General features: G+C 75.0%; 16 protein-coding genes. 4 read left to right on the plus strand and 12 right to left on the minus strand.

Annotated features, from left to right (window positions below):
- Window positions 1–170: 170 nt before the first annotated feature.
- The 3 genes from ACFV9M_RS14870 to ACFV9M_RS14880 are packed head-to-tail and all read right to left on the minus strand — an operon-like array spanning window position 171 to window position 3,835.
- The gene (locus ACFV9M_RS14870; RefSeq protein WP_385069578.1) at window positions 171–1,658 is read right to left on the minus strand and encodes an MmgE/PrpD family protein; all 1,488 of its coding nucleotides are present in this window, start codon (window positions 1,656–1,658) and stop codon (window positions 171–173) included.
- Window positions 1,655–2,503, minus strand: a complete 849-nt coding sequence (locus tag ACFV9M_RS14875; protein WP_385069576.1) for a cyclase family protein — start codon at window positions 2,501–2,503, stop codon at window positions 1,655–1,657. The genes ACFV9M_RS14870 and ACFV9M_RS14875 overlap by 4 nt, the downstream gene beginning before the upstream one ends.
- Window positions 2,504–2,563: 60 nt before the next feature.
- Window positions 2,564–3,835: a CaiB/BaiF CoA transferase family protein gene (locus ACFV9M_RS14880; RefSeq protein ID WP_385069574.1), complete on the minus strand. Its 1,272-nt coding sequence runs from the start codon at window positions 3,833–3,835 to the stop codon at window positions 2,564–2,566.
- Between the two features lie 136 nt (window positions 3,836–3,971).
- Between ACFV9M_RS14880 and ACFV9M_RS14885 the strand changes: the two genes are divergently transcribed.
- Window positions 3,972–5,420 carry a dihydroorotase family protein gene (locus tag ACFV9M_RS14885; RefSeq protein ID WP_385069572.1) on the plus strand — a complete coding sequence of 483 codons (1,449 nt, stop codon included), beginning with the start codon at window positions 3,972–3,974 and terminating at the stop codon, window positions 5,418–5,420.
- An 83-nt stretch (window positions 5,421–5,503) separates the two neighbouring features.
- Here ACFV9M_RS14885 and ACFV9M_RS14890 read toward each other — a convergent pair whose 3' ends face one another.
- From ACFV9M_RS14890 to ACFV9M_RS14915, 6 genes are all read right to left on the minus strand, one after another.
- The gene (locus tag ACFV9M_RS14890) at window positions 5,504–6,346 is read right to left on the minus strand and encodes a DUF4437 domain-containing protein (protein WP_385069570.1); all 843 of its coding nucleotides are present in this window, start codon (window positions 6,344–6,346) and stop codon (window positions 5,504–5,506) included.
- Between the two features lie 38 nt (window positions 6,347–6,384).
- Window positions 6,385–7,980 (minus strand): class I adenylate-forming enzyme family protein, encoded by a 1,596-nt coding sequence (locus ACFV9M_RS14895; protein WP_385069569.1) that lies wholly within the window; start codon window positions 7,978–7,980, stop codon window positions 6,385–6,387.
- 217 nt (window positions 7,981–8,197) lie between these two features.
- The gene (locus tag ACFV9M_RS14900) at window positions 8,198–9,487 is read right to left on the minus strand and encodes an MFS transporter (RefSeq protein ID WP_385069567.1); all 1,290 of its coding nucleotides are present in this window, start codon (window positions 9,485–9,487) and stop codon (window positions 8,198–8,200) included.
- Between the two features lie 336 nt (window positions 9,488–9,823).
- The gene (locus ACFV9M_RS14905) at window positions 9,824–10,744 is read right to left on the minus strand and encodes an alpha/beta hydrolase family protein (RefSeq protein ID WP_385069565.1); all 921 of its coding nucleotides are present in this window, start codon (window positions 10,742–10,744) and stop codon (window positions 9,824–9,826) included.
- A gap of 110 nt (window positions 10,745–10,854) precedes the next feature.
- Complete coding sequence (locus ACFV9M_RS14910) at window positions 10,855–11,508, minus strand: hypothetical protein (protein WP_385069563.1); 654 nt, start codon at window positions 11,506–11,508, stop codon at window positions 10,855–10,857.
- A gap of 424 nt (window positions 11,509–11,932) precedes the next feature.
- A complete protein-coding gene (locus ACFV9M_RS14915) occupies window positions 11,933–12,979 on the minus strand; it encodes a DMT family transporter (protein WP_385069561.1) in 1,047 nt (348 codons plus the stop codon).
- An 80-nt stretch (window positions 12,980–13,059) separates the two neighbouring features.
- Between ACFV9M_RS14915 and ACFV9M_RS14920 the strand changes: the two genes are divergently transcribed.
- From ACFV9M_RS14920 to ACFV9M_RS14930, 3 genes are all read left to right on the plus strand, one after another.
- Window positions 13,060–13,629 (plus strand): MarR family winged helix-turn-helix transcriptional regulator, encoded by a 570-nt coding sequence (locus ACFV9M_RS14920; protein WP_385069597.1) that lies wholly within the window; start codon window positions 13,060–13,062, stop codon window positions 13,627–13,629.
- 219 nt (window positions 13,630–13,848) lie between these two features.
- Window positions 13,849–14,925, plus strand: coding sequence for an MDR family NADP-dependent oxidoreductase (locus tag ACFV9M_RS14925; protein ID WP_385069559.1), 1,077 nt, complete (start codon window positions 13,849–13,851; stop codon window positions 14,923–14,925).
- Window positions 14,926–14,958: 33 nt separating this feature from the next.
- On the plus strand, window positions 14,959–15,390 hold the full coding sequence (locus ACFV9M_RS14930) for a MerR family transcriptional regulator (RefSeq protein WP_385069557.1): 432 nt from the start codon (window positions 14,959–14,961) through the stop codon (window positions 15,388–15,390).
- 305 nt (window positions 15,391–15,695) lie between these two features.
- On the opposite strand, the gene ACFV9M_RS14935 is transcribed toward ACFV9M_RS14930, so the two are convergent.
- From ACFV9M_RS14935 to ACFV9M_RS14945, 3 genes are read right to left on the minus strand one after another with little or no spacing between them, the layout of a single operon-like run.
- The gene (locus ACFV9M_RS14935) at window positions 15,696–16,841 is read right to left on the minus strand and encodes an LLM class flavin-dependent oxidoreductase (RefSeq protein ID WP_385069555.1); all 1,146 of its coding nucleotides are present in this window, start codon (window positions 16,839–16,841) and stop codon (window positions 15,696–15,698) included.
- Window positions 16,834–17,907, minus strand: coding sequence for an LLM class flavin-dependent oxidoreductase (locus tag ACFV9M_RS14940; RefSeq protein WP_385069553.1), 1,074 nt, complete (start codon window positions 17,905–17,907; stop codon window positions 16,834–16,836). Before ACFV9M_RS14940 ends, ACFV9M_RS14935 begins: the two co-directional genes overlap by 8 nt.
- Window positions 17,904–19,280: an NtaA/DmoA family FMN-dependent monooxygenase gene (locus ACFV9M_RS14945; RefSeq protein WP_385069551.1), complete on the minus strand. Its 1,377-nt coding sequence runs from the start codon at window positions 19,278–19,280 to the stop codon at window positions 17,904–17,906. The genes ACFV9M_RS14940 and ACFV9M_RS14945 overlap by 4 nt, the downstream gene beginning before the upstream one ends.
- Window positions 19,281–19,288 lie beyond the last annotated feature (8 nt).

The following is a 19,288-nucleotide window of genomic DNA, read 5'->3' on the forward strand; positions in this document are numbered from 1 at the left end:
GCCCGACAGCCCGAACCACCGCACGACACACCGCATGCGGGCACCGCCCGACAGCCCGAACCACCGCACGACACACCGCATGCGGGCACCGCCCGACAGCCCGAACCACCGCACGACACACCGCATGCGGGCACCGCCCGCCCCGGCCGCGGGGCCGTGCGCGTACGGCGTCAGGCGGGTGGGCCCATGGTGTCCAGGAGGCGGCGGGCGGCGCCGCGTCCCTCCGACGGCAGGGCGCGGACCGTGGCGGCGAGCAGCGTGGTGCGGTCGGGTCCGAGGACGGGGGTGGCGCCCAGCCGGTACTTGGTCTCCAGTTCGTCGAGGGTGAGGGGTGCCGCGGGGCCGCCGCGGGAGCCGGAGACCCGGTGCTCCCAGCGCCGGCCGTCGAGCGTGGCGATCCGCAGGACGGCGCTGAAGGCGTGCGGGAACTCCTCGTCGCAGAGCGCGTCGGGGACGACCTCGACGCGTTCGGCGAGGGCGCGGCGGCGCGGGTCGCCGAACGCGGCGGGCGTGAAGTCGGCCAGGTGCAGGCCGAGTCCGGCGCTCTCGTCGGCCAGGAGCGCGGCGGCCACGGTGTAGGGGCCGGAGAACTTGGCGTGGTAGGGCGAGCGCGGGCGGTGCTTCTCCTCGCGGGGTTCGCCGATGGTGCGCCGAGGGGCGGCCGCGACACCGAGTTCGGCGGTGGAGACGGTGCGCGGGTCCAGGCCCCGGGCGCGCAGGGCCAGCGCGCAGTCGATGCCGGGGTGGGTGAAGTGGTTGGAGGGGTACGGCTTGTAGACGGTGCGCGGGTACTCCCAGTGCGCGGCGTCGTGCATCGTGTCGAGGCCGGCGGTGAGGGGGCCGGGCTGCCACCGGTCGCCGAGGAGGGCGGTCAGGAAGCCGAAGCGTCCCTCGATCACGGTGGGCGGTCCGGTGACGCCCTCGGCGGCAAGCTGGGCGGCGGTGATCCCGCAGTGGGCGGCCCAGCCGCAGTGCACGCGTTTGACGCTGCCGCCCGTGCGGTTGGCCTCGATGACGCCGGCGCCCATGGAGCAGGCGATGCCGATGGCGTCGGCGATGCGCGGCGCGGGCAGGTCCAGCAGGACGGCGGCGGCGACGGCGGCGCCGACGGTGCCGCAGATCGAGGTGGCGTGCAGGCCGCGTTCGAAGAAGACGGAGTTGCGCAGGTCGGGGTCGTAGGAGGCCATGCCGAGCCGGACGCAGATCTCGCCGCCGGCCGCGAGCGCGGCGATCAGCGAGGGGCCGTCGGACGCGCGGGCCTCGGCGACGGCGAGGGCGGCGGGCAGGACGGCGGCGGTGGGGTGCAGCACCGACGGCAGGTGGGTGTCGTCGAAGTCGAGGGCGTGCGCGAGGGTGCCGTTGACGAGGGCGGCCCGGTCGGCGGGCAGCCGGTTGCCGCTGCCGATGACGGTGGCCTCGGGGCGTCCGCCGGCCCGGCGGGCGGTGCGCAGTGCGGCGTGGTGGGGGGCCGTTCCGGGGTTCTCCCCCGTGTGGGGGCCGAGGGCGGCGAGGCAGTTGCCGAGGAAGTCGAGGACGCGTCCGGTGGCGTCGGCGGTGACGGGTTCGGGGACGCCGCGCCGGCAGTCGGCGGCGAAGGCGGCGAGGCGGGCGGCGATGGGGGCGGGGGCGGCAGGGCCGGGGGGCGTCGTCCGGTTCACGCGGCGTGTTCCTCGGGGAGCAGGGCGAGCGGGCGGGCGGGGGCGCCGGTGGCGCCGACGAACGGCAGCGGGGCGAGCACCAGGAGGAATTCGGCGGCGCCGGTCGCCGCGAGGGCGTCGAGGCGCATGGTCTCGACGATGTGGATGCCCGCCTCCACCAGCAGGGTGCGGTGCACCGGCAGGGTGGCGTGGCCGCGGCCGGGCGCGATGTGCTCGAAGGCGATGGTCTCGCCACCGACGAGGGCGGGGCCGCGGGCGGCCAGCCAGTCCGCGGCGCCGGTCCCGGGGCCGGGGGCACCGCCGTTCTGCCCGCCGAAGACGGGTGCGTCGGCCCAGTGGCGGGACCAGCCGGTGCCGACGAGGACGGCCTCGCCGGGCGCGACGGTGACGCCGGCGGCGCGTTCGGCGGCGGCCAGGTCGTCGGCGGTGACCTCGTAGCCGGCGGGCAGGACGGGCACGCCGTGCAGGCGGGCGACGTCCAGCAGGACGCAGCGGCCGACGTACGGGGCGAACTCCTCGATGCCGAGGCGGGCGAAGCCCTCGTGGCTCTGCACGTCGGCGGCCGGCAGCCCGCCGTGCAGCCGGCCGTGCTGGGAGACGTGGGCGAGGGCGTCGACGTGGGTGCCGACGTGCCCGCCGGTGATGACGATCTCGTTCGCGGCCGAGCCGCCGTCCGCGCGCACCAGGTCGCCGTGGCGGCGCTCCAGCAGCATGCGGTAGGGCGGGTGGTTGGGCGACTGGGGCATGCCCCGCCGCATCGGCTGGGCGAGGTCGAGGACGCGGGAGGCGGCGAGCGCCTGCCAGTAAGGGGGCGCCGCGGGGCGGACGCCGGGGACGCCGGTCATGGGGTTCCTTCCTCGGACGTCGGCGGGGTGCCGTCCGGCCGGCGCCCCGCGCGGGGGCCGTCAGACGATCCCGTCCTCGGCGAGGGCCTCGAGTTCCCCGGGGGTGAGGCCGAGACGCTCGCCGTAGACGGCCGCGGTGTCGGCGCCGTGCGGGCGGCCGGTCCAGCGGATGGCGCCGGGGGTGGCGGAGAGCCGGTAGAGGACGTTCTGCATGCGCAGCGGTCCGAGTTCGGGGTCCTGCACGGTGGTGATGGAGTCCAGCGCCCGGTACTGGGGGTCGGCGAAGACGTCCCGGATGTCGTAGACGGGGCAGATGGCGGCGTCGGCGTCGGTGAACGCGGTGAGCACCTCGTCCAGGTCGCGGGCGGCGATCCACCGTCCGACGTGGCCGTCGAGGAGGTCGGCGTGGGCGGCACGCCCCGAGCCGCCGGCGAACCAGGGCTCCTCGGTCACCTCGGGGTGGCCGACCAGGCGCAGCACGCGCTCGGCGACGGACTGCGCGGAGGTGGAGACGGCCACCCAGCGGCCGTCGCGGGTGCGGTAGGTGTTGCGCGGGGCGTTGTTGGCGGAGCGGTTGCCGAGGCGTGCCGGGACGGTGCCGAGCTGGTCGTAGGCGGTGGCCTGCGGGCCGAGCAGGGTGAGCAGCGGTTCGACGATGGCGAGGTCGACGACCTGTCCGCGGCCGCCGTGGGTGAGGCGGTGCAGCAGCGCGGTCTGCACGGCGGAGGCGGCGACCAGGGCGGCGACGCCGTCGGCGAGGCCGAAGGGCGGCAGGGTGGGCGGCCCGTCGGGCTGTCCGGTGGCGGCGGCGAATCCGCTCATCGACTCGGCGAGGGTGCCGAATCCGGGCCGGTGCGCGTACGGTCCGAACTGGCCGAAGCCGGTGATCCGGGCGATCACCAGGCCCGGGTTCGCCTCGTGCAGCCGGTCGGGGGCGAGGCCCCAGCGCTCCAGGGTGCCGGGGCGGAAGTTCTCGATGAGCACGTCCGCGTGGGCGGCGAGGCGCAGCAGCAGCCGGGCGCCGGCGGGACGGGAGAGGTCGAGGGTGACGGTGTGCTTGTTGCGGCCGAGCATCTTCCACCACAGGCCGGCGCCGTCGCGGGACGGTCCGTGGGTGCGGGCGGGGTCGGGGCGCCGGGGGTGTTCGATCTTGATGACGTCGGCGCCGTAGTCGCCGAGGACGGTGGCGGCGAGGGGGCCCGCGAAGAGGGTGGCGCAGTCGAGCACGGTGAGGCCGGCGAGGGGGCCGGCACCGGTCGGGCCGGCGGCACCGGCCGGGCCGGCGGGGTCGGCGGCGGATTCGGTGCGGTCGGCGGGGACGTGGGACGGCAAGCGGTTCACCCCCTTCAGTCCAGCTCGTTTCTCCTTGTGGAACAGTGTTACCAAAAGCTAGCATGCGGCACGCCGACGTGAAAGAGAAACGACGTTTCCTCGTGGGGGGACGCGGACCGGAAGGCGGTAGCCGGGAATGGCACGCTACGACCTGCTCGTGAAGAACGGCACGCTGGTCCAGCCCTGGACCGGTGAGATCCGCGCCGACCTGGCCGTCCGGGACGGGGTGGTGGCCGCCCTCGGCGACGACCTGCCGGCCTCGGACGCGGACGAGGTACTCGACGCCTCGGGCCTGGCGGTGCTCCCGGGGGCCGTCGACGCCCACCTGCACCTCGGCATCTACCGGCCGCTCGGCGTGGACGCCGCCGAGGAGACGCGCTCCTGCCTGGTCGGGGGCGTCACCAGCGTCCTGTCGTACTTCCGCACCGGGCAGCACTACCTCGACCGGACGGGACCGTACGCCCGGATCCTGCCCGAGGTGCTGAAGGCGGTGGAGGGCCGCGCCCACACCGACTACGGCTTCCATCTGGCCCCCATGGACTCCGCGCAGATCGGGGAGATACCCGCGCTGGTCGCGGACGCCGGGGTGAGCTCGTTCAAGTTCTACATGTTCTACAAGGGATTCAACCTCGCGGCGGACTCCCGTGACGCGCGCGGCTTCCGGATGACCGCCGAGGGTGAGGAGTACGACCTCGGCCATCTCTACCAGTTGATGGAGGCGGTCGCGGCGGCGGACGCGACCCGTCCCGACGGGCGGGTGTCCCTCTCCCTGCACTGCGAACAGGCGGAGCTGATGCGGCTGTTCATCGACCGGGTACGGGCGGCGGGCGACCCGCAGACACTGCGCGCCTACAGCGAGGCGCGGCCGCCGCTGACCGAGCGGGTCGCCATCGGCGAGGCGGCCACGCTGGCGCACGCCACCGGCTGTCCGGTCAACCTGCTGCACCTGTCGAGCGCGCAGGCCCTGGACGCGGCCCGCGCCGCGCGCGCCGCGGCGCCCGGTGCGGACCTGCGCGCCGAGGTGACCCTGCACCACCTGTGCCTGGACCACGACAGCCTGGACGCGGCCGGCGCGGGGCTCGGCGCCAAGGTGAACCCGCCGATCCGCACGGCCGCCGACAACGAGGCCCTGTGGGCGGGCGTCCTCGACGGCACGGTCGACTGGGTCGCCTCGGACCACGCCTGCTGCATGGAGGAGAGCAAGGGCGACGCCCTGTGGCCGGCGCTGCCGGGGTTCGGCGGTACGGCGCTGCTGTATCCGCTGCTGCTGTCCGAGGGGTACCACCGGCGCGGGCTGCCGCTGCGGCGGATCGCCGAGCTGGCGTCGGCGAACCCGGCCGCCGCGTACGGGCTGGCGGGCCGCAAGGGCTCGTTGATGGTCGGGCACGACGCCGACCTGGTCGTGGTGGACCTGGACCTGGAGCGCACGGTGACCCCGGAGCTGCTGCTGTCGGGCCAGGACCACTGCCCGTTCACCGGCCGCACGGTCCGGGGGTGGCCGCGGGCCACGGTCCTGCGCGGACAGGTCGTCTACCGCGACGGCGAGGTGACCGGCCCTCCGCAGGGTCAGCGCCTGTTCCGCTGAGCCCGCCGGCCCGCCGGACGGGCCGGACGGGCGCACCGGACGGGACCGGGCGCAGGTCGCGCGGCCGTCCGCCGCCGGGCCGCTCACATGCCGTCACGGCTCCACGCCCCGCGCGAGCGGGAGCGCAGCGGCATGGTGGACGGCTGGGGGGCCTGGTGCGGTTCGTAGTTCTCCGCCTCTCCTCCCCAGTTGATCCACTCGTCGGTGGTGTACCAGTTGATGAGCTCGCCGTCCGAGCGGATGATCCAGGTGGTGTCCTCCTCGGCGACGAAGTGCCCGTGCTTCACGAACGGCGGACGGAAGCAGTACGTGCCCGGGTCGATGTCCCCGAAGTTGTAGGTCATGCGCCCGCTGAGTGTGTAGAACTCCTCGTAGCAGGGGTGGTGGGCCAGCCGGTGATCGGTCCACCCCTTGGGGGCGAGGATCAGCCGGGTGTAGAAGCCGGTCTTCTCGTCGCGGTGCAGGAGCTTGATGAACAGCGGGGTGAGGGGGCCCACGGTGGGCGCGGCCGTCCACTCCAGCGCTTCGGAGTCCCGCACGGTCACCTCGCCCTCGGCGTCGGGAGCGCGCTCCCCGCCCAGGAGGAAGTCGGAGGGACCGTACTCGCGCCAGTGCAGGATCCGGCTGCCGGCGGCGACGGCGACGGCGTCCATGGGCACTCCGGCGGGGACCTGCACATAGCCGCCGGGGCCCAGCACCTCTGTGCCGTAGGTCAGTTGTCCGGAGAGCACGAAGAACTCGGTGTCGGCGGAGGGGACTCCGCCGCCGCGCGTCCAGTCCGTGTCGAACTCCAGGGAGAGCGCACTGGAGCCGTCCTCCTCGTCCGTGCTCAGCCGGCGCTCGCGGACCTCTCCGGTGCCGCCGGGGAGTTCTGCCGGATGCCAGACGTAGTCGTCCTCGTGGATCAGTTCCACATGGGGGCGCACCGCACCGCCGCCTTTCGGTCGTCTTGCCGTACGGGGATCTACCGGGCCGGCTCGGGGCCGGCCGCGTCGCGCAGCTCGCGCCGGAGGACCTTGCCCGCGGCGTTGCGGGGCAGGGCGCCCACGGTCTCCAGGCGGCGCGGCAGTTTGTAGGGGGCCAGCCGGGGGCGCAGGAAGCCGACGAGCTCCTCCAGGTCCGGCGGGGTGCCGTGCGGGGCCCAGACCACGAAGGCGGTGACCCGTTCCCCCCAGACGGGGTCCGGGGTGCCCGCCACCGCGCACTCCGCCGCGGCGGGATGGGCGAGGACGGCCTCCTCGACCTCGCGGGGGTAGACGTTGAGCCCCCCGGAGACGATCACGTCCTTCTTGCGGTCGACGATCGTCACGTACCCCTCGTCGTCGATGGTGGCCACGTCGCCCACGGAGAGGGCTCCGTCGGGGGCCCGGCAGGCGGCGGAGGCGTCGGGATCGTCCAGGTAGCCCGCCATCAGGAACGGCGAGCGGCTGAACAGTTCGCCGGGTTCGCCGGGCGGCACGGGCCGTCCGTCGTCGTCGACGACGCGCACCTCGGTCAGGTACCAGGCGGGGCCGACCGAGCCGGCCTTGCGCCGGGCGTCGCGCGGGCGCAGGTCGGTGACGACGCCGCCCTCGGTGGAGCCGTACAGCTCGTGGACACCGCAGCGCGGGAACGCGTCCAGCACCCACTCCTTCAACGGGACCGGCAGGGCGGCCGCGTTGAAGTAGAGGGTGTCCAGCGCGGGCAGCCGGTAGCGGGAGGGCGTCTCCTCCCCGAGGGCGCGGATGGTCTGGGCGTGGGTGGGGACCAGGAACACGGACTGGGCGCGGTGCTCCTGGGCGAGCTCCAGCAGCCGGGCCGGCTCCCAGCGCGGCAGCATCACGACGGTGCCGCCGGTCAGGACGGGGGCGAAGCCGAACAGGAAGCCCGCGCCGTGGCTCATGGGGGCGACGGCGATGCTCGTCCGGCCCGCGCCGAGGCCCCATTCGTGCGCGGACAGCAGGGCGGTCAGCGCCCGGCCGCCATGGGTGAGCAGGGCGCCCTTGGGGCGGCCGGTGGTACCGGAGGTGTACTGGACGCAGAAGACGTCGTCACCGGTGACGGGCACCCGGGGGTCGCGGTCGGGCGCGGTCTCGACCGCCCGCTCGTAGCCCGTCCCCGGTCCGGGTCCCCCGACGGTGAGCACGACCGCGATGCGGTCGGCACTCGCGCCGACGGCGGCGACGGCCTCCTCCGCCCGTTCGTCCTGGACGACCAGGGCCCGCGCGCCGCTGTGCCCGACGATCCAGGCGATCTCGGGCGCGGTCTGGCGCAGGCCCAGCGGCACCATCGGCAGCCCGGCCTTGGCCAGGGCCGCTGCCACCTCGGGATACTCCAGCCGGTTGCCCAGCAGGACCGCCACCGGGTCGCCCGGCGCCAGCCCCGCCCCCAGCAGGGCCTGCGCCAGCCGGTTCGACCGCGCGTGCAGGGCGGCGAAGGTCAGGGTGCGCCCGCCGTCCACCACGGCGACGCGGCCGGCGGCGTCGACGGCGCGCTCCCGCACCCCGGTCGCCATGGTGACGGCGGCCTCTCCGGCCAGGATCCGCCGGACCGCGGCGGGCAGGGGTGGTGCATCGGGCATGACGCGTCCTTCCCACGGACCCGGCGGAGTGCGGATCAACTCCTCCTGTGTACCTCCGTCGTTCCGCCAGTGTCAACTTCGTTTCCCTGAACGAAACAACCGGAGGGGATGGCGGTGGTGCGGGACGAGCGGGGGCGACGGCGGTTCCACGACAGGGGCCGGTTCCACGACAGGGGCCGGTGCCGCGCCCGGGGCGGCCCGGCGGCCGTGCGCGGCGTCAGGCGCCGTCCTCCCCGGACCGGGCGAGGGCGGCGGCCGCATCGGCCTCGTACGTCGCCCGTGCGCGCAGGACGACGGCACAGCCGACCGCGAGCGGCGCGAGCACCGCCGTGAACGCGGCGCCGAGGGAGCCGGTCGCGTCGGACACGACGCCGATGAGCCAGGGGCCCAGCGATCCGCCGAGCGTGACCAGCATCTGCAGAACCGCGAAGCCCAGGCCCCGGTGCCGGGCGGCCACGACGTCGGCGTTGGCGGCCGTCAGGTTGGCCAGCGCCATGGCGAACCCGACGTTGGCCAGGGTGAAGCAGACGACCTGCGGCACGAGGAACGGAAGGCCGATGGCACCCGTGAGCGCGCAGGTGCCCAGGGTGAGCCCGGCGCCGCCGACGGCGACGCGCCGGCCGGGGCGGGAGCCGTGGTGGCGGTCGCCGAGGCGGCTGCCGAGCAGGATGCCCGCCACGATGCCGACGAGTCCGGCCCCGCCGGCCACCGCCGCCGCGTCGGCCTCGCCCAGGCCGAACCTCCGGCCGTAGAAGGAGGGCATCCAGTAGAAGAGGCCTCCCAGGCCGAAGAAGACGATGGCGAGTCCGGTGACGACCGAGCGGAGGGTGGGGATCGCGAGGAGTTCCGCGACCTGCCGCCGCAGGGGGGTGCCGGGCTCCGCGGGGCGGGGCGCGCCGCGCGGGTGCGCCGGCGCCGCGGGCACGGGCGGGCCGTCCCCGCTCCGGTACCAGAGGGTGAGCCGGTCGCCCGTGCCGCGCAGGGGTTCGCGCAGGGTCAGCACCAGGAGGGCGACGGCCGCGCCGGGGAGGGCGACCAGGAAGAACCCGGTGCGCCAGCCGGCGTGTTCGGCCAGGGCGCCACCGGCGACGACCCCGATCGGCAGCCCGCCGAAGTAGGCCATGCGTTCGAACCCGAAGGCCCTGCCCCGGCCGGATCCCGGATGGAAGTCGGCCAGGAGGCTCGACGCGGGCGGGTTGTACAGCTGGCCGGCGGAGCCGAGCAGCACCCGGACGGCGAACAGCGTCGCGTAGCTCCCGGCGAGCCCGGTGCCCACCGTCAGCAGGGCCCACACCGCGACGACGGCGGAGACGGTCCAGGTACGGCGGGCCCGGTCGGCCAGCCTCCCGGCCGGCAGGAGCAGCACCACGGCGGCGATCGAACCGGCCGTGGCGATGGCGCCGGCGGCCGCGTCACCGAACCCGAACTCCTCCTGGACCGCCGGCAGGGCACCGGCCAGGAGGTTGTACTCGATCCGGTCGATCGCGGCCACCAGCGCGACACACACGGCGGGCCACCACCCGAAGGGGGCCGGGTCCCCCCGGCGGACCCGTACCGCCGGACGCCCGGGGAACACCACGAACTCACGTGTGTCCGGGCCTGCCCCGGAGGGGGCCGCGCTCCCCGGCTCGGTCCTTCCGGCCTCAGCGGCCTCGTCGCCTGCGGGCACGGCGTCTCCTCACGGGGGGTCGGGTCCAGGACGTCCGTACGGCCCTGCGGCGGTGCGGCGGTTACGGCGGCGCGGCAGTGCGGGGGTGCGGCAGTGCGGGGGTGCGGCAGTGCGGGGGTGCGGCAGTGCGGCGGTGCGGCAGTGCGGCGGTGCGGCAGTGCGGCGGTGCGGCGGTCAGGGCTTGGCGGAGTACACGACCCCGGCCAGGTTCTGGGCGGTGGAGCCCCACACCTGGTCGTACATCGAGGTGTCACCGCCGAGGGTGTACAGGAGGTAGGCGGCGGTGACGCCCCTCGTGAGGTTCTGCTGGGCGGCGCGGGTCAGGGAGCCGCTGTCGCAGCCGAGCGCCCACGCGTCGACGAAGCCGCAGTGGAAACCGCCCGTGATGACGCGCAGTTGGGCGGGCGCGGGCTTGGCGTCGTACATCTTCTGCTGGTTGCCGGCGACCGGGGCGATGGAGTCCGAGCCGCCGCCGACGTACTGGGCGGGGACGGCGAGCGCGGCGGAGGCGGTGACGGCGGACGGGTTGGTCTCCGCCGCCGCCGTCGTGGAGACGCTCTTCACGGCGGTGTTGCGGGAGGCCGCCAGCAGGGCGGCGCCTCCGCCCATGGAGTGGCCGGCGACGCCGAGACGGGCCGTGTCCACGGCCCCGGCGAAGCGCGATCCGGAGGTGCCGTTCTGGACCGTGAGCCAGGTGAGCGCGGCGTTGAGGTCGTCGGCGAAGGAGGAGTGGCTGGGCAGGAGACCGCCCTGGGACTTGGGGGCGACGGTGACGAACCCCCAGGAGGCGTAGTGGCCGAGCAGACTCGCGTACTGGGAGACGTCCTGGAGGAAGCCGTGGCCGAAGGCGAGTCCGGGGTGGGCTCCCGCCACCACGGGGGCGTCGGCGCCGCTCGTGGTGCCGGGGTACCAGACGCGGGCGCTGAAGGAGCGGCCCGAGGCCGTGACGGTGACGTCGGTGTGGGCCACGGCGTGGGGGCCGGCCTGGGAGGGGTCCGCCGCCGCGGCCGGAGCGGCGGCGGCAGGTGCCGTGACCAGGAAGGCCGACGAGGACAACAGCAGTGCGAGCACCGGCCGTACGAGCCTGCGGAACACGGGGACCACCTTCTCGGCTACGGTGAGGGAAACAGCGTTTCCCTAAGACAGCAGAAAAGCGACCCTCTGGCAAGACGGCCGTCACCCGACCCACGGCGGCACCACGACCGTCACCCGGCCCGCGGCGGCGCCTGCGGCACGGCCGGCGGGGCCGCCCGGCGCGTCCGGGCGTCCCGCAGGGCGGCGACCATCCCCGCGAGCATCAGCGCCTCGCCGAGGTTGCCGAGCGGCGGCGCGAAGACGGCGAGCGCGGAGGCCGCGAAGACGGCGAGGGCACCGAGCGCGATCCACGGCACGGAGCGCCGCACCCAGACGGCCGCTCCGACGCCGAGCAGGACCAGCATGGCGAGCACGGCCGCCACCGGGGCGCCGTGGCCGCCCGCTTCCACGTACCGCAGGGTGCCGGCCCAGCGCCGCGGCTCCAGGTCGAGCCCCGGCAGGCTGGTGGCCGCGCCCACGGCGGCCAACGCCAGGGCCGCCGCCCAGGCCGCCGCCCTCGCCCGAGGTCCGGCGCCCGCCAGCAGGGCTCCGCAGACGACGGCCAGGGGGGTGAGGAGGGCGTGCGCGACGAAGCGGACCTCGTTGAGCCCTTCGAGCAGGGCGCCCTCCCCCACCGCCGCCCCCAGCCCCACCACGAGGGAGTCGTAGGCGAGGGCGCAGCCCAGCGCGCCGGTCCAGCGTCCGGCGGCCCCGCCCGACGCGATCGCGGCCAGGACCAGGCCGAGTTGCACGACTCCGACACAGACGAGAACAGCCGACACCATCACGCCGCCTTCCGCGGGGACCCCGAGTGGACGCGGAACATTGTTTCCCTCGGAGGGTCCGGCCGACAGCGGGATGGGCGAACCGCTTCCCCGGACAAGGGCGGCCGCGAGCGGTTGCGCGGAGCGGAGAGGTCGGATGGCGAGGCCGGGCGGCACGGCCGGACAGCACGGCCGGACCGGACAGCACGGCCGGACGGCGGGCACCGTCGTGCACCGTCGTGCACCGCGGGCACGGAGCACCGGCTCCCGGGCCGAACCCGGCAGCGAGCGCGTGCGCTGGATCTGCGGAGACATCACGGCACTGCCGTCGCCGCACCGGGAGCCGGCGAACCACCTCGCGCAGACACCGAGATGACGTCAGTGGCGTCGGGATCGTTCGTCCGTCCGTCGGCGGGCGCGGGTACAGGCAGCGCGTGACACTCGCTCAGCCGCCGGGGCCGGCCGAGGGAATGTCCCGCGCTGCGGGGCGGGACGCCGTGGTGGTGCTGCCCACGGGCGGCCCCCCGTCGCACGATCCCTCGGACGACGGGCCACCGCCGGACGGGCCCCCGGACGGCGGGCCTTCCTCGCACGATTCCCCGGCCGACGGGCCACCGTCGGACGGTTCCCCGGACGGCGGCCCGTCGGCCGCGGTACGTCGGCCTCCCACGACCGCGGCGACGACCAGCCCCATCCCGGCCACCTGCGTGAAGCTCAGGCCCTCGGCGGCCAGGGTGGTGCCGAGCAGGACACCGGTGACCGGGTTGAGCAGACCGATCAGACCCACGGTGCCGGCCGGGAGCCGGCGCAGGCCGGCGAACCAGGCGAGGAAGGCGAGGGCGGTCGCCACCACCGAGGTGTAGGCGAAAGCCGCCACCGCGGCGCCGTCGACCACGGGAGGCGGCCCCTCCACCGCACCGGCGGCAGCCAGGAGGATCACGCCACCGACGGTGAGCTGCCAGGCCGTGACGGCAGGCACGCCGGGACCGGTGTCCCACCGCTTGCTCAGCAGGAACCCGGCCGCGGAGACCAGCATGGCCGCCACGGAGGCGGCCACACCGGCCGGCCTCACCTGCCCGCCGGGACCGCCGAGCATCAGCACGACACCCGCCAGCCCGACCCCCGCCGCGACCAGGTGCGTCACGCGGGGCCGCTCGCCCAGCAGGGCCCACGCGCCCAGCGTCAGCACCACCGGCGACAGCGCCATGACCATGGAGGCGGTGCTCGTGGCCAGCAACTGCGAGGCGACGTACACGAGGACGAAGAAGGCGCTCGTGTTCAGCACCCCCAGCACGGCGGACCGCCACCACCACACACCCCGCGGGCGTTCCCGCGCGACGGCGAGCAGCAGAACACCGGCGGGCAGCGCGCGCAGCGCGGCACCCCAGAGCGGGTGGTCGGCGGGCAGGAACGCGCGGGTGACGTAGTAGTTGGCTCCCCAGGCGACCGGCGCCACGGCGGTCGCACAGACCCAGCGAAAAGAAGCTTCCACGGAAGCAATATAGCTTCCTGGGAAGTTACTTTATAGTGGCTTCCGTGGAAGATCTCTCGAAGGGGCCCGAGGACAGGCGTGTGCCGGGCGGTGCGGCGGAGGACGGGGAAGCTCGTGCGGAGGGCGCCCCGGCCCCGGACCACGTCGCTCGGATCCAAGCCGCCTGGCGGCGCGAGCGGCCCGACCTCGACGTCGCTCCGCAGGCCGTCATCGGCCGGCTCCACCGGCTGGCCGCACTGCTGACGCAGGAACTGTGCGTCGTCTACCGCCGGTACGGCCTCGGCGAGGGCGAGTTCGACGTGCTGGCGGCGCTGCGCCGGGCCGGTGAGCCCTATGAGCGGGCGCCGGGCGAGCTGGCGGCCCACACCATGGTCACCACCGGCGCCATGACGAAGAGGATCGACCGGCTGGAGCGGGCGGGACTGGTCACCCGGCGTCGCGCCACGGACGACGGCCGGGGCCGTGTGGTCGCGCTGACCGCCGCCGGACGGGACCTGTTCGACCGTGCCTTCACCGACCACATCCACAACGAGCACCGGCTGCTGAGCGCCCTGCGCCCCGACGAGGCATCGGCTCTCGAAACCCTCCTGACCGCCTGGCTCGCCCGTGTCGAGGGTCCCGCCGCGTCGGACCGTCCGTCACCGCGCTGAGCGCCGCCCGGCGGCATGGCGGCCGGTGCCCGGCGGCGGACCGGCGCACCGGCGCGCCCGGCGGAGTCCGGGCTTGCCCCTGACGCAAAGGTCAGGGATTAGCGTCGGCGCACCGTCCGGCGGGCACGCGACCGCCCGGTCCGCGGCCGCGCGTCCGGCCGCGGCCGGTGCGCGCGCCGCCCCCGGTCCCGCCCGTCGTGCCCGCCCAGGAGGCCGCCCATGACCACGGTTCTGCCCCGCACCAGCCGCGAAGTGCGGCTCGCCGCCGTACCCGAGGGGCTGCCCGAACCGGCGCACTTCACCGTCGTCGAGACGGCACTGCCCGCCCCGGCGCCCGGCCAGGTCCTGGTCCGCAACCGGCACTTCCAGGTCTTCGGCGGCCTGCGCACCCTGATCGGCGGCGCGGCCGTGGACACGCCCGTGCCGGGACTGCGCCCCGGGGACACGCTGTTCGGTCCGGCCGTGGGCGAGGTCGTCGCCGCGCCGCCCGGCAGCCCGCTGCGCCCCGGCGATCTGGTGACGCACCCGCTCGGCTGGCGCGAGTACGCCCTCGTACCCGTGGACGGGTGCGCCCCGGTCGGCCCCGCCCTGCCCGAGCCCGCCGCCCGTCTCACCTCCGGCTCCGCCGCCTACGGGGCGCTGACCCGGCTCGCGGGCGTACGCGAGGGGGACGTCGTCCTGGTCACCGGGGCCGCGGGCGGGGTGGGTTCCCTGGCCGGCCAGATCGCCCGGCTGCTCGGCGCCTCCCGGGTCGTCGGCACCACCGGCTCCCCGCACAAGGCCGAACGCCTCATCTCCGAACTGGGCTACGACACCGTGCTGACCGGCGGATCGTGGCGCGAACGGCGGGACGGCACGGACGACGACGCCCACCGCGCGTTCTCCGCGCAGCTCGCCGAGGCCGCGCCGGACGGCATCGACGTCCTCCTCGACAACGTCGGCGGCGTCCAGCTCGCCGCGGCCGTGGACGCCGCCCGGCAGGGCGCGCGGTTCGCGCTGGTGGGCGCGCTGTCCGGGCAGCTCGACGCGCGGGGCTCCGGCGCCACGGCACCGGCGCGGATCGACACCTTCCGTCTGGTGGTCAAGGGCGTGTCCGTGCGGGGGTACACCGGCGTCGACCACCCCGACGTGGAGGCGGAGTGGGCCGGCCGGCTCGACGGCTGGCTGCGGTCCGGCCGGATCCGGCTGCCGCTGACGCGTTTCGAGGGCATGGAACAGGCACCGCGGGCGTTGCCGGAACTGACCCGGGGACAGACTTTCGGCACGGTCGTCGTCGACCTCCCGGGACACGACTGACGAGCCGGGCCACGAGGGCGGGAGGTACGCACCATGCGGATCGGGGACGCCGCGGCGGCGGTCGGCGCGACACCGAGGGCACTGCGCTTCTACGAGCAGCGCGGACTGCTGCCGCCGCCGCGCCGCACCAGGGCCGGCCAGCGCGACTACACCTCCGACGACCTCGCCGTCCTGCGCGGCATCCGGCATCTGCTGGGCCTCGGCCTCACCGTCGAGGACCTGGCCGGTATCGCCGACCGCCTCCCGCTGCTCGCCGCGCGCGAGCCCCGCCGCTGCGAGCCCGCGGCGCCCGGTGAACCGGTCGTCGTCGGTACGACGGTGGTACGGCGGCGCATCGCCCTCCTCGACGCGGAGATCGACCGCCTCACCCGGCTCAGGGACGCGCTGCGGGCCGGACTCGACCCGGCGCCGCGGCACATGACCGCCGACGGGCACACGGCGGTCGGCGCCCAGCACACCCCCTGACCTCCGCGCCGACGGCACGGCTCCCGCGCCGAAGGCCGCCGGCCGGCGGCCTTCGGCGGGCGGCCGCGGGCGGGGCACGCACCCGGGCCACGGCCGGCCTCCGCCGCTCCGGGCGACGCGGTCCCGCCTCAGCCGGTCACAAGCCCGCGCCGCTTCGGCGAGAGCTGTCCGGCCCGCAGGCGGTGGACCGGCTGCGTACGGGCGTACGGGCACGCCGGCCGGACAGTCGGCCGCGGTCGGCCGGACCACCGGCCGGGGCGGGCGTCCGCACCGCCAGGATGCTCGCGGGTACCCCCGCGGCGAGATCAGCCCGGCGGTGAGGAGTGGCCTCGGCGGCGCCACTCCTCGGCGAGCAGCCGGTAGGAGCGGACCCGGTCCGCGTGGTCGTGGGTGATGGTCGTGATGAGCAACTCGTCGGCGTCCGTGGCCTCCTGGAGCTGTTCCAGGCGGTCGGCCACCTGGCCCGGCGAGCCGACGAACTGGGTGTCGAGGCGGTCCTGGACCAGTTCGCGGTCCTCCTCGGTCCAGGTGTGGGCGCGTGCTTCCTGCGGGGTCGGGAACTCGATCGCGCCCTCGGCCGTGCGGATGCTGCGGACCCACGGGCCGTACCCGGCGGCGAGTTCGCGGGCGGTGGTGTCGTCCTCGGCGACGACCACGTCCGCGGAGACGCTCACGTACGGCTTGTCGAGGACGTCGGAGGGCTGGAAGAAGGACCGGTAGCCGTCCACTGCCTCCAGGACGGTGGCGGGGCTGACGTGGTAGTTGGCGGCGAAGCGCAGGCCCCGGGCGCCCGCGACCTCGGCGCTCTGTCCGCCGCTGCTGCCGAGGATCCACAGCTCGACGTCCGCCCCCTCCCCCGGCACGGCGCGGGCCTCGACGCCCTCCGGGGAGCGGTAGGTGCCGGCCAGCAGGGCGAGGATGTCGTCGATCTGCTCGGCGTAGTCCTGCGATTCGGCGTTCGGCAGCAGGAGCAGCTTGCGGTGCAGGGCGACCCGGGGCGAGCCGAGAAGGCGCGCGAAGGAGAAGCGGGGCGGGATGACCAGGCCGTTCGGTGCGCGTCCGTCGACGACCGCAGTGGCCGTCGGCACGGTCGCCGTCTCCGCCGGCGGGCGGCCGCCGGAGCGCCCGAGGCCCAGGTCGAAGCGGCCCGGGTGCAGCGCGTCGAGCAGGCCGAACTCCTCCACCGTGGACAGGGCGGTGCGATGGCCGAGCTGTACGGCTCCGGAGCCGAGCCGGATGGTGGAGGTGGCGGAGGCGGTGAGGGCCAGGACGACCGCCGGGGAGGTGCCCGCGACGCCGGGGTTGAGGTGGTGCTCGGCGAACCAGTAGCGGGCGTATCCGAGGCGTTCGGTCCGCTGGGCCAGGTCGACGGAGTTGCGCAGTGCGTCTCGCGCGGTGGAGCCGGACGGGATCGGTACCAGGTCGAGGACGCCGAGGGGTATGTCAGACATGCGCTGCCTCCGGGAGTACGGGGCCCCACGCGAAGGGCGGGTCCGGGATGTCCTTGCGCAGCACCGGGGCCACCGCCGACTGGAACAGTTCCAGCGAGTCGCGGTGCCGGGTGTCGGTGAGTCCGCCGGCGTCCGCGTGCAGGTGCACCACCGTGTGGCCGAACCGCTCGTGGTAGCGGTGCACCTTGTCGATGACCTGCTGGGGGCTGCCGATCAGGGCCGAGCTGCGTGCCACGAAGTCCTCCAGGGTCTCGAAGACGACCGGGAGGCCGGCCTGCCGCTGGAAGGCGAGGTTGCCCTCGAAGACGGGCCGGTAGGCGGCCAGGGCCTCCTGGGAGGTGCGGGCCACGTACAGCCCGGCCGTTCCGGCGCCGACGGCGATGCCGGCCGGGTCGTGGCCGTAGTGCTCCCAGCGTTCGCGGTAGTGGCGGATCAACTCGGCGTACGGCTCGATGGGATGGGTGACGTTCGCCGAGAACAGCGGGTCGCCGTAGCGGGCGGCCAGGTCGACCGACTCCTTGCTGGTGGCGCTGCCGTGCCAGACCCGTACGGGCTGCTGGTACGGCCGGGGCCACACCTCCGCGTCGGTCAGCCCGGGGCGGAAGCGGGTGGCCGCGGTGACCTTGTCCTGCCGCCAGATCCGCCGGAACACCTCGTAGCTCTCGGCGTTGCGCTCCCACTGGTCCTCGGGCGTGACGTGGAACAGCTCGCGCTGGGCGGTGCCGTTGCCCTTGCCGATGATCAGGTCGAGCCGGCCGCCGGAGAGGTGGTCGAGGGTGGCGTAGTCCTCGTAGGCGCGGACCGGGTCGAGGAGGCTGAGGGTGGTCACGGCGGTGAACAGCCGGATCCGCCGGGTCAGGGCGGCGATGTGGCTGAGGACGACGGTCGGCGAGGAGGAGATGAACGGCCGTTCGTGCCGCTCCCCCACGCCGAAGCCGTCGAAGCCGAGTTCCTCGGCGAGCAGCGCGTTGTCGAGCACTTCGCGGAAGCGGTCCTGGGTGGACTTGCGTACACCGGTGACCGGGTCCGGGCGGTGCACGATCAGGGTGATGGCGAGGAACTTCACGACGCGGCCCGCTCGGTGCCCGCCGCGTCGTCGGGGTGGGCGAGCCCGAGGTGGTCGCGCAGGGTGCTGCCCTCGTACTCGGTGCGGAAGACGCCCTTCTCCTGGAGCAGGGGGACGACCTTGTCGGCGAACTCGTCGAGGCCGGAGGGCGTGATGTGCGGGACGAGGATGAAGCCGTCGGCGGCGTCGGCCTGGACGTAGTCGTCGATGGTCCGGGCGACGGTCTCGGGGGAGCCCACGAAGGTCTGGCGGTTGCCGGTCTCGATGACCAGGTCGCGGATCGACCAGTTGTGGGCGGCGGCCAGTTCCCGCCACTCACGGGCGGTGGCCAGCGGGTCCCGGTACATGCGCACCTGGGCGCGTCCGCGCGCGATGTGCTCCTCGCTCACCAAGGGGTCGATGTCGGGAAGCGGGCCTTCGGGGTCGTACGACGACAGGTCCCGGTTCCAGACGAACTCCAGGTGCTTGAGGGCCGTGGCGCCGCTCACCTGTAGGCGGCGCACCTCCTTGGCCAGTTCCTCCGCCTCGGCGTCGGTGTCGCCGATGACGAAGCTCGCGGCGGGCAGGATGAGCAACTGGTCCTTGCGCCGGCCGTACTTGGCGAGGCGGTTCTTGACGTCCGTGTAGAAGGCCTGGCCCGTGTCGAGGGCGGCGTGGCGGCTGAAGATCGCGTCGGCGCTCGCCGCGGCGAACTCGCGGCCCTCTTCGGAGTCGCCGGCCTGGAAGATCACCGGGCGGCCCTGGGGGCTGCGCGGGACGTTGAACCGGCCGTGGATGTCGAAGTGCTGTCCCTCGTGGACGAAGGCGCCGGCCTTGGCGTCGCTGAGGAAGGTGCCGGTGGCCGGGTCGGCGACGATCTCGTCGCCCTTCCAGGAGTCGAAGAGTTCGTTCGCCGTGGCGAGGAACTCCTTGGCGCGGGAGTAGCGCTCCTCCTGGGGCAGGAAGCCGCCGCGGCGGAAGTTCTCCCCGGTGAAGGCGTCCCAGGAGGTGACGACGTTCCAGGCGGAGCGGCCGCCGGAGAGGTGGTCGAGGCTGGCGAACTGGCGGGCCACCTCGTAGGGCTCGTTGAAGGTGGAGTTGATGGTGCCGGTGAGGCCGAGGTGGTCGGTGACGGCGGCGAGCGCGGCGAGGACGGTGAAGGTGTCGGGGCGGCCGACGACGTCCAGGTCGTAGATCTCGCCGCCCTGTTCGCGCAGGCGCAGGCCCTCGGCGAGGAAGAGGAAGTCGAACCTGGCGCGTTCGGCGGTGCGGGCGAAGTGGGCGAAGGAGCTGAACTCGATGTGGCTGCCGGCCCGGGGGTCGCTCCACACGGTGGTGTTGTTGACGCCGGGGAAGTGGGCGGCCAGGTGGATCTGCTTCAGGGGCTTGCTCATGGTGGGTT

Source organism: Streptomyces sp. NPDC059895 (genome assembly GCF_042731035.1).
Taxonomy (GTDB): domain Bacteria; phylum Actinomycetota; class Actinomycetes; order Streptomycetales; family Streptomycetaceae; genus Streptomyces.

What these genes read in the sequence shown, in the direction of transcription:
- ACFV9M_RS14875 (WP_385069576.1), bottom strand. Translation starts at nt 2,503, where the DNA reads ATGACCGGCGTCCCCGGCGTCCGCCCCGCGGCGCCCCCTTACTGGCAG.
- ACFV9M_RS14885 (WP_385069572.1), top strand. Translation starts at nt 3,972, where the DNA reads ATGGCACGCTACGACCTGCTCGTGAAGAACGGCACGCTGGTCCAGCCC.
- ACFV9M_RS14895 (WP_385069569.1), bottom strand. Translation starts at nt 7,980, where the DNA reads ATGCCCGATGCACCACCCCTGCCCGCCGCGGTCCGGCGGATCCTGGCC.
- ACFV9M_RS14910 (WP_385069563.1), bottom strand. Translation starts at nt 11,508, where the DNA reads ATGGTGTCGGCTGTTCTCGTCTGTGTCGGAGTCGTGCAACTCGGCCTG.
- ACFV9M_RS14925 (WP_385069559.1), top strand. Translation starts at nt 13,849, where the DNA reads ATGACCACGGTTCTGCCCCGCACCAGCCGCGAAGTGCGGCTCGCCGCC.
- ACFV9M_RS14930 (WP_385069557.1), top strand. Translation starts at nt 14,959, where the DNA reads ATGCGGATCGGGGACGCCGCGGCGGCGGTCGGCGCGACACCGAGGGCA.
- ACFV9M_RS14935 (WP_385069555.1), bottom strand. Translation starts at nt 16,841, where the DNA reads ATGTCTGACATACCCCTCGGCGTCCTCGACCTGGTACCGATCCCGTCC.
- ACFV9M_RS14945 (WP_385069551.1), bottom strand. Translation starts at nt 19,280, where the DNA reads ATGAGCAAGCCCCTGAAGCAGATCCACCTGGCCGCCCACTTCCCCGGC.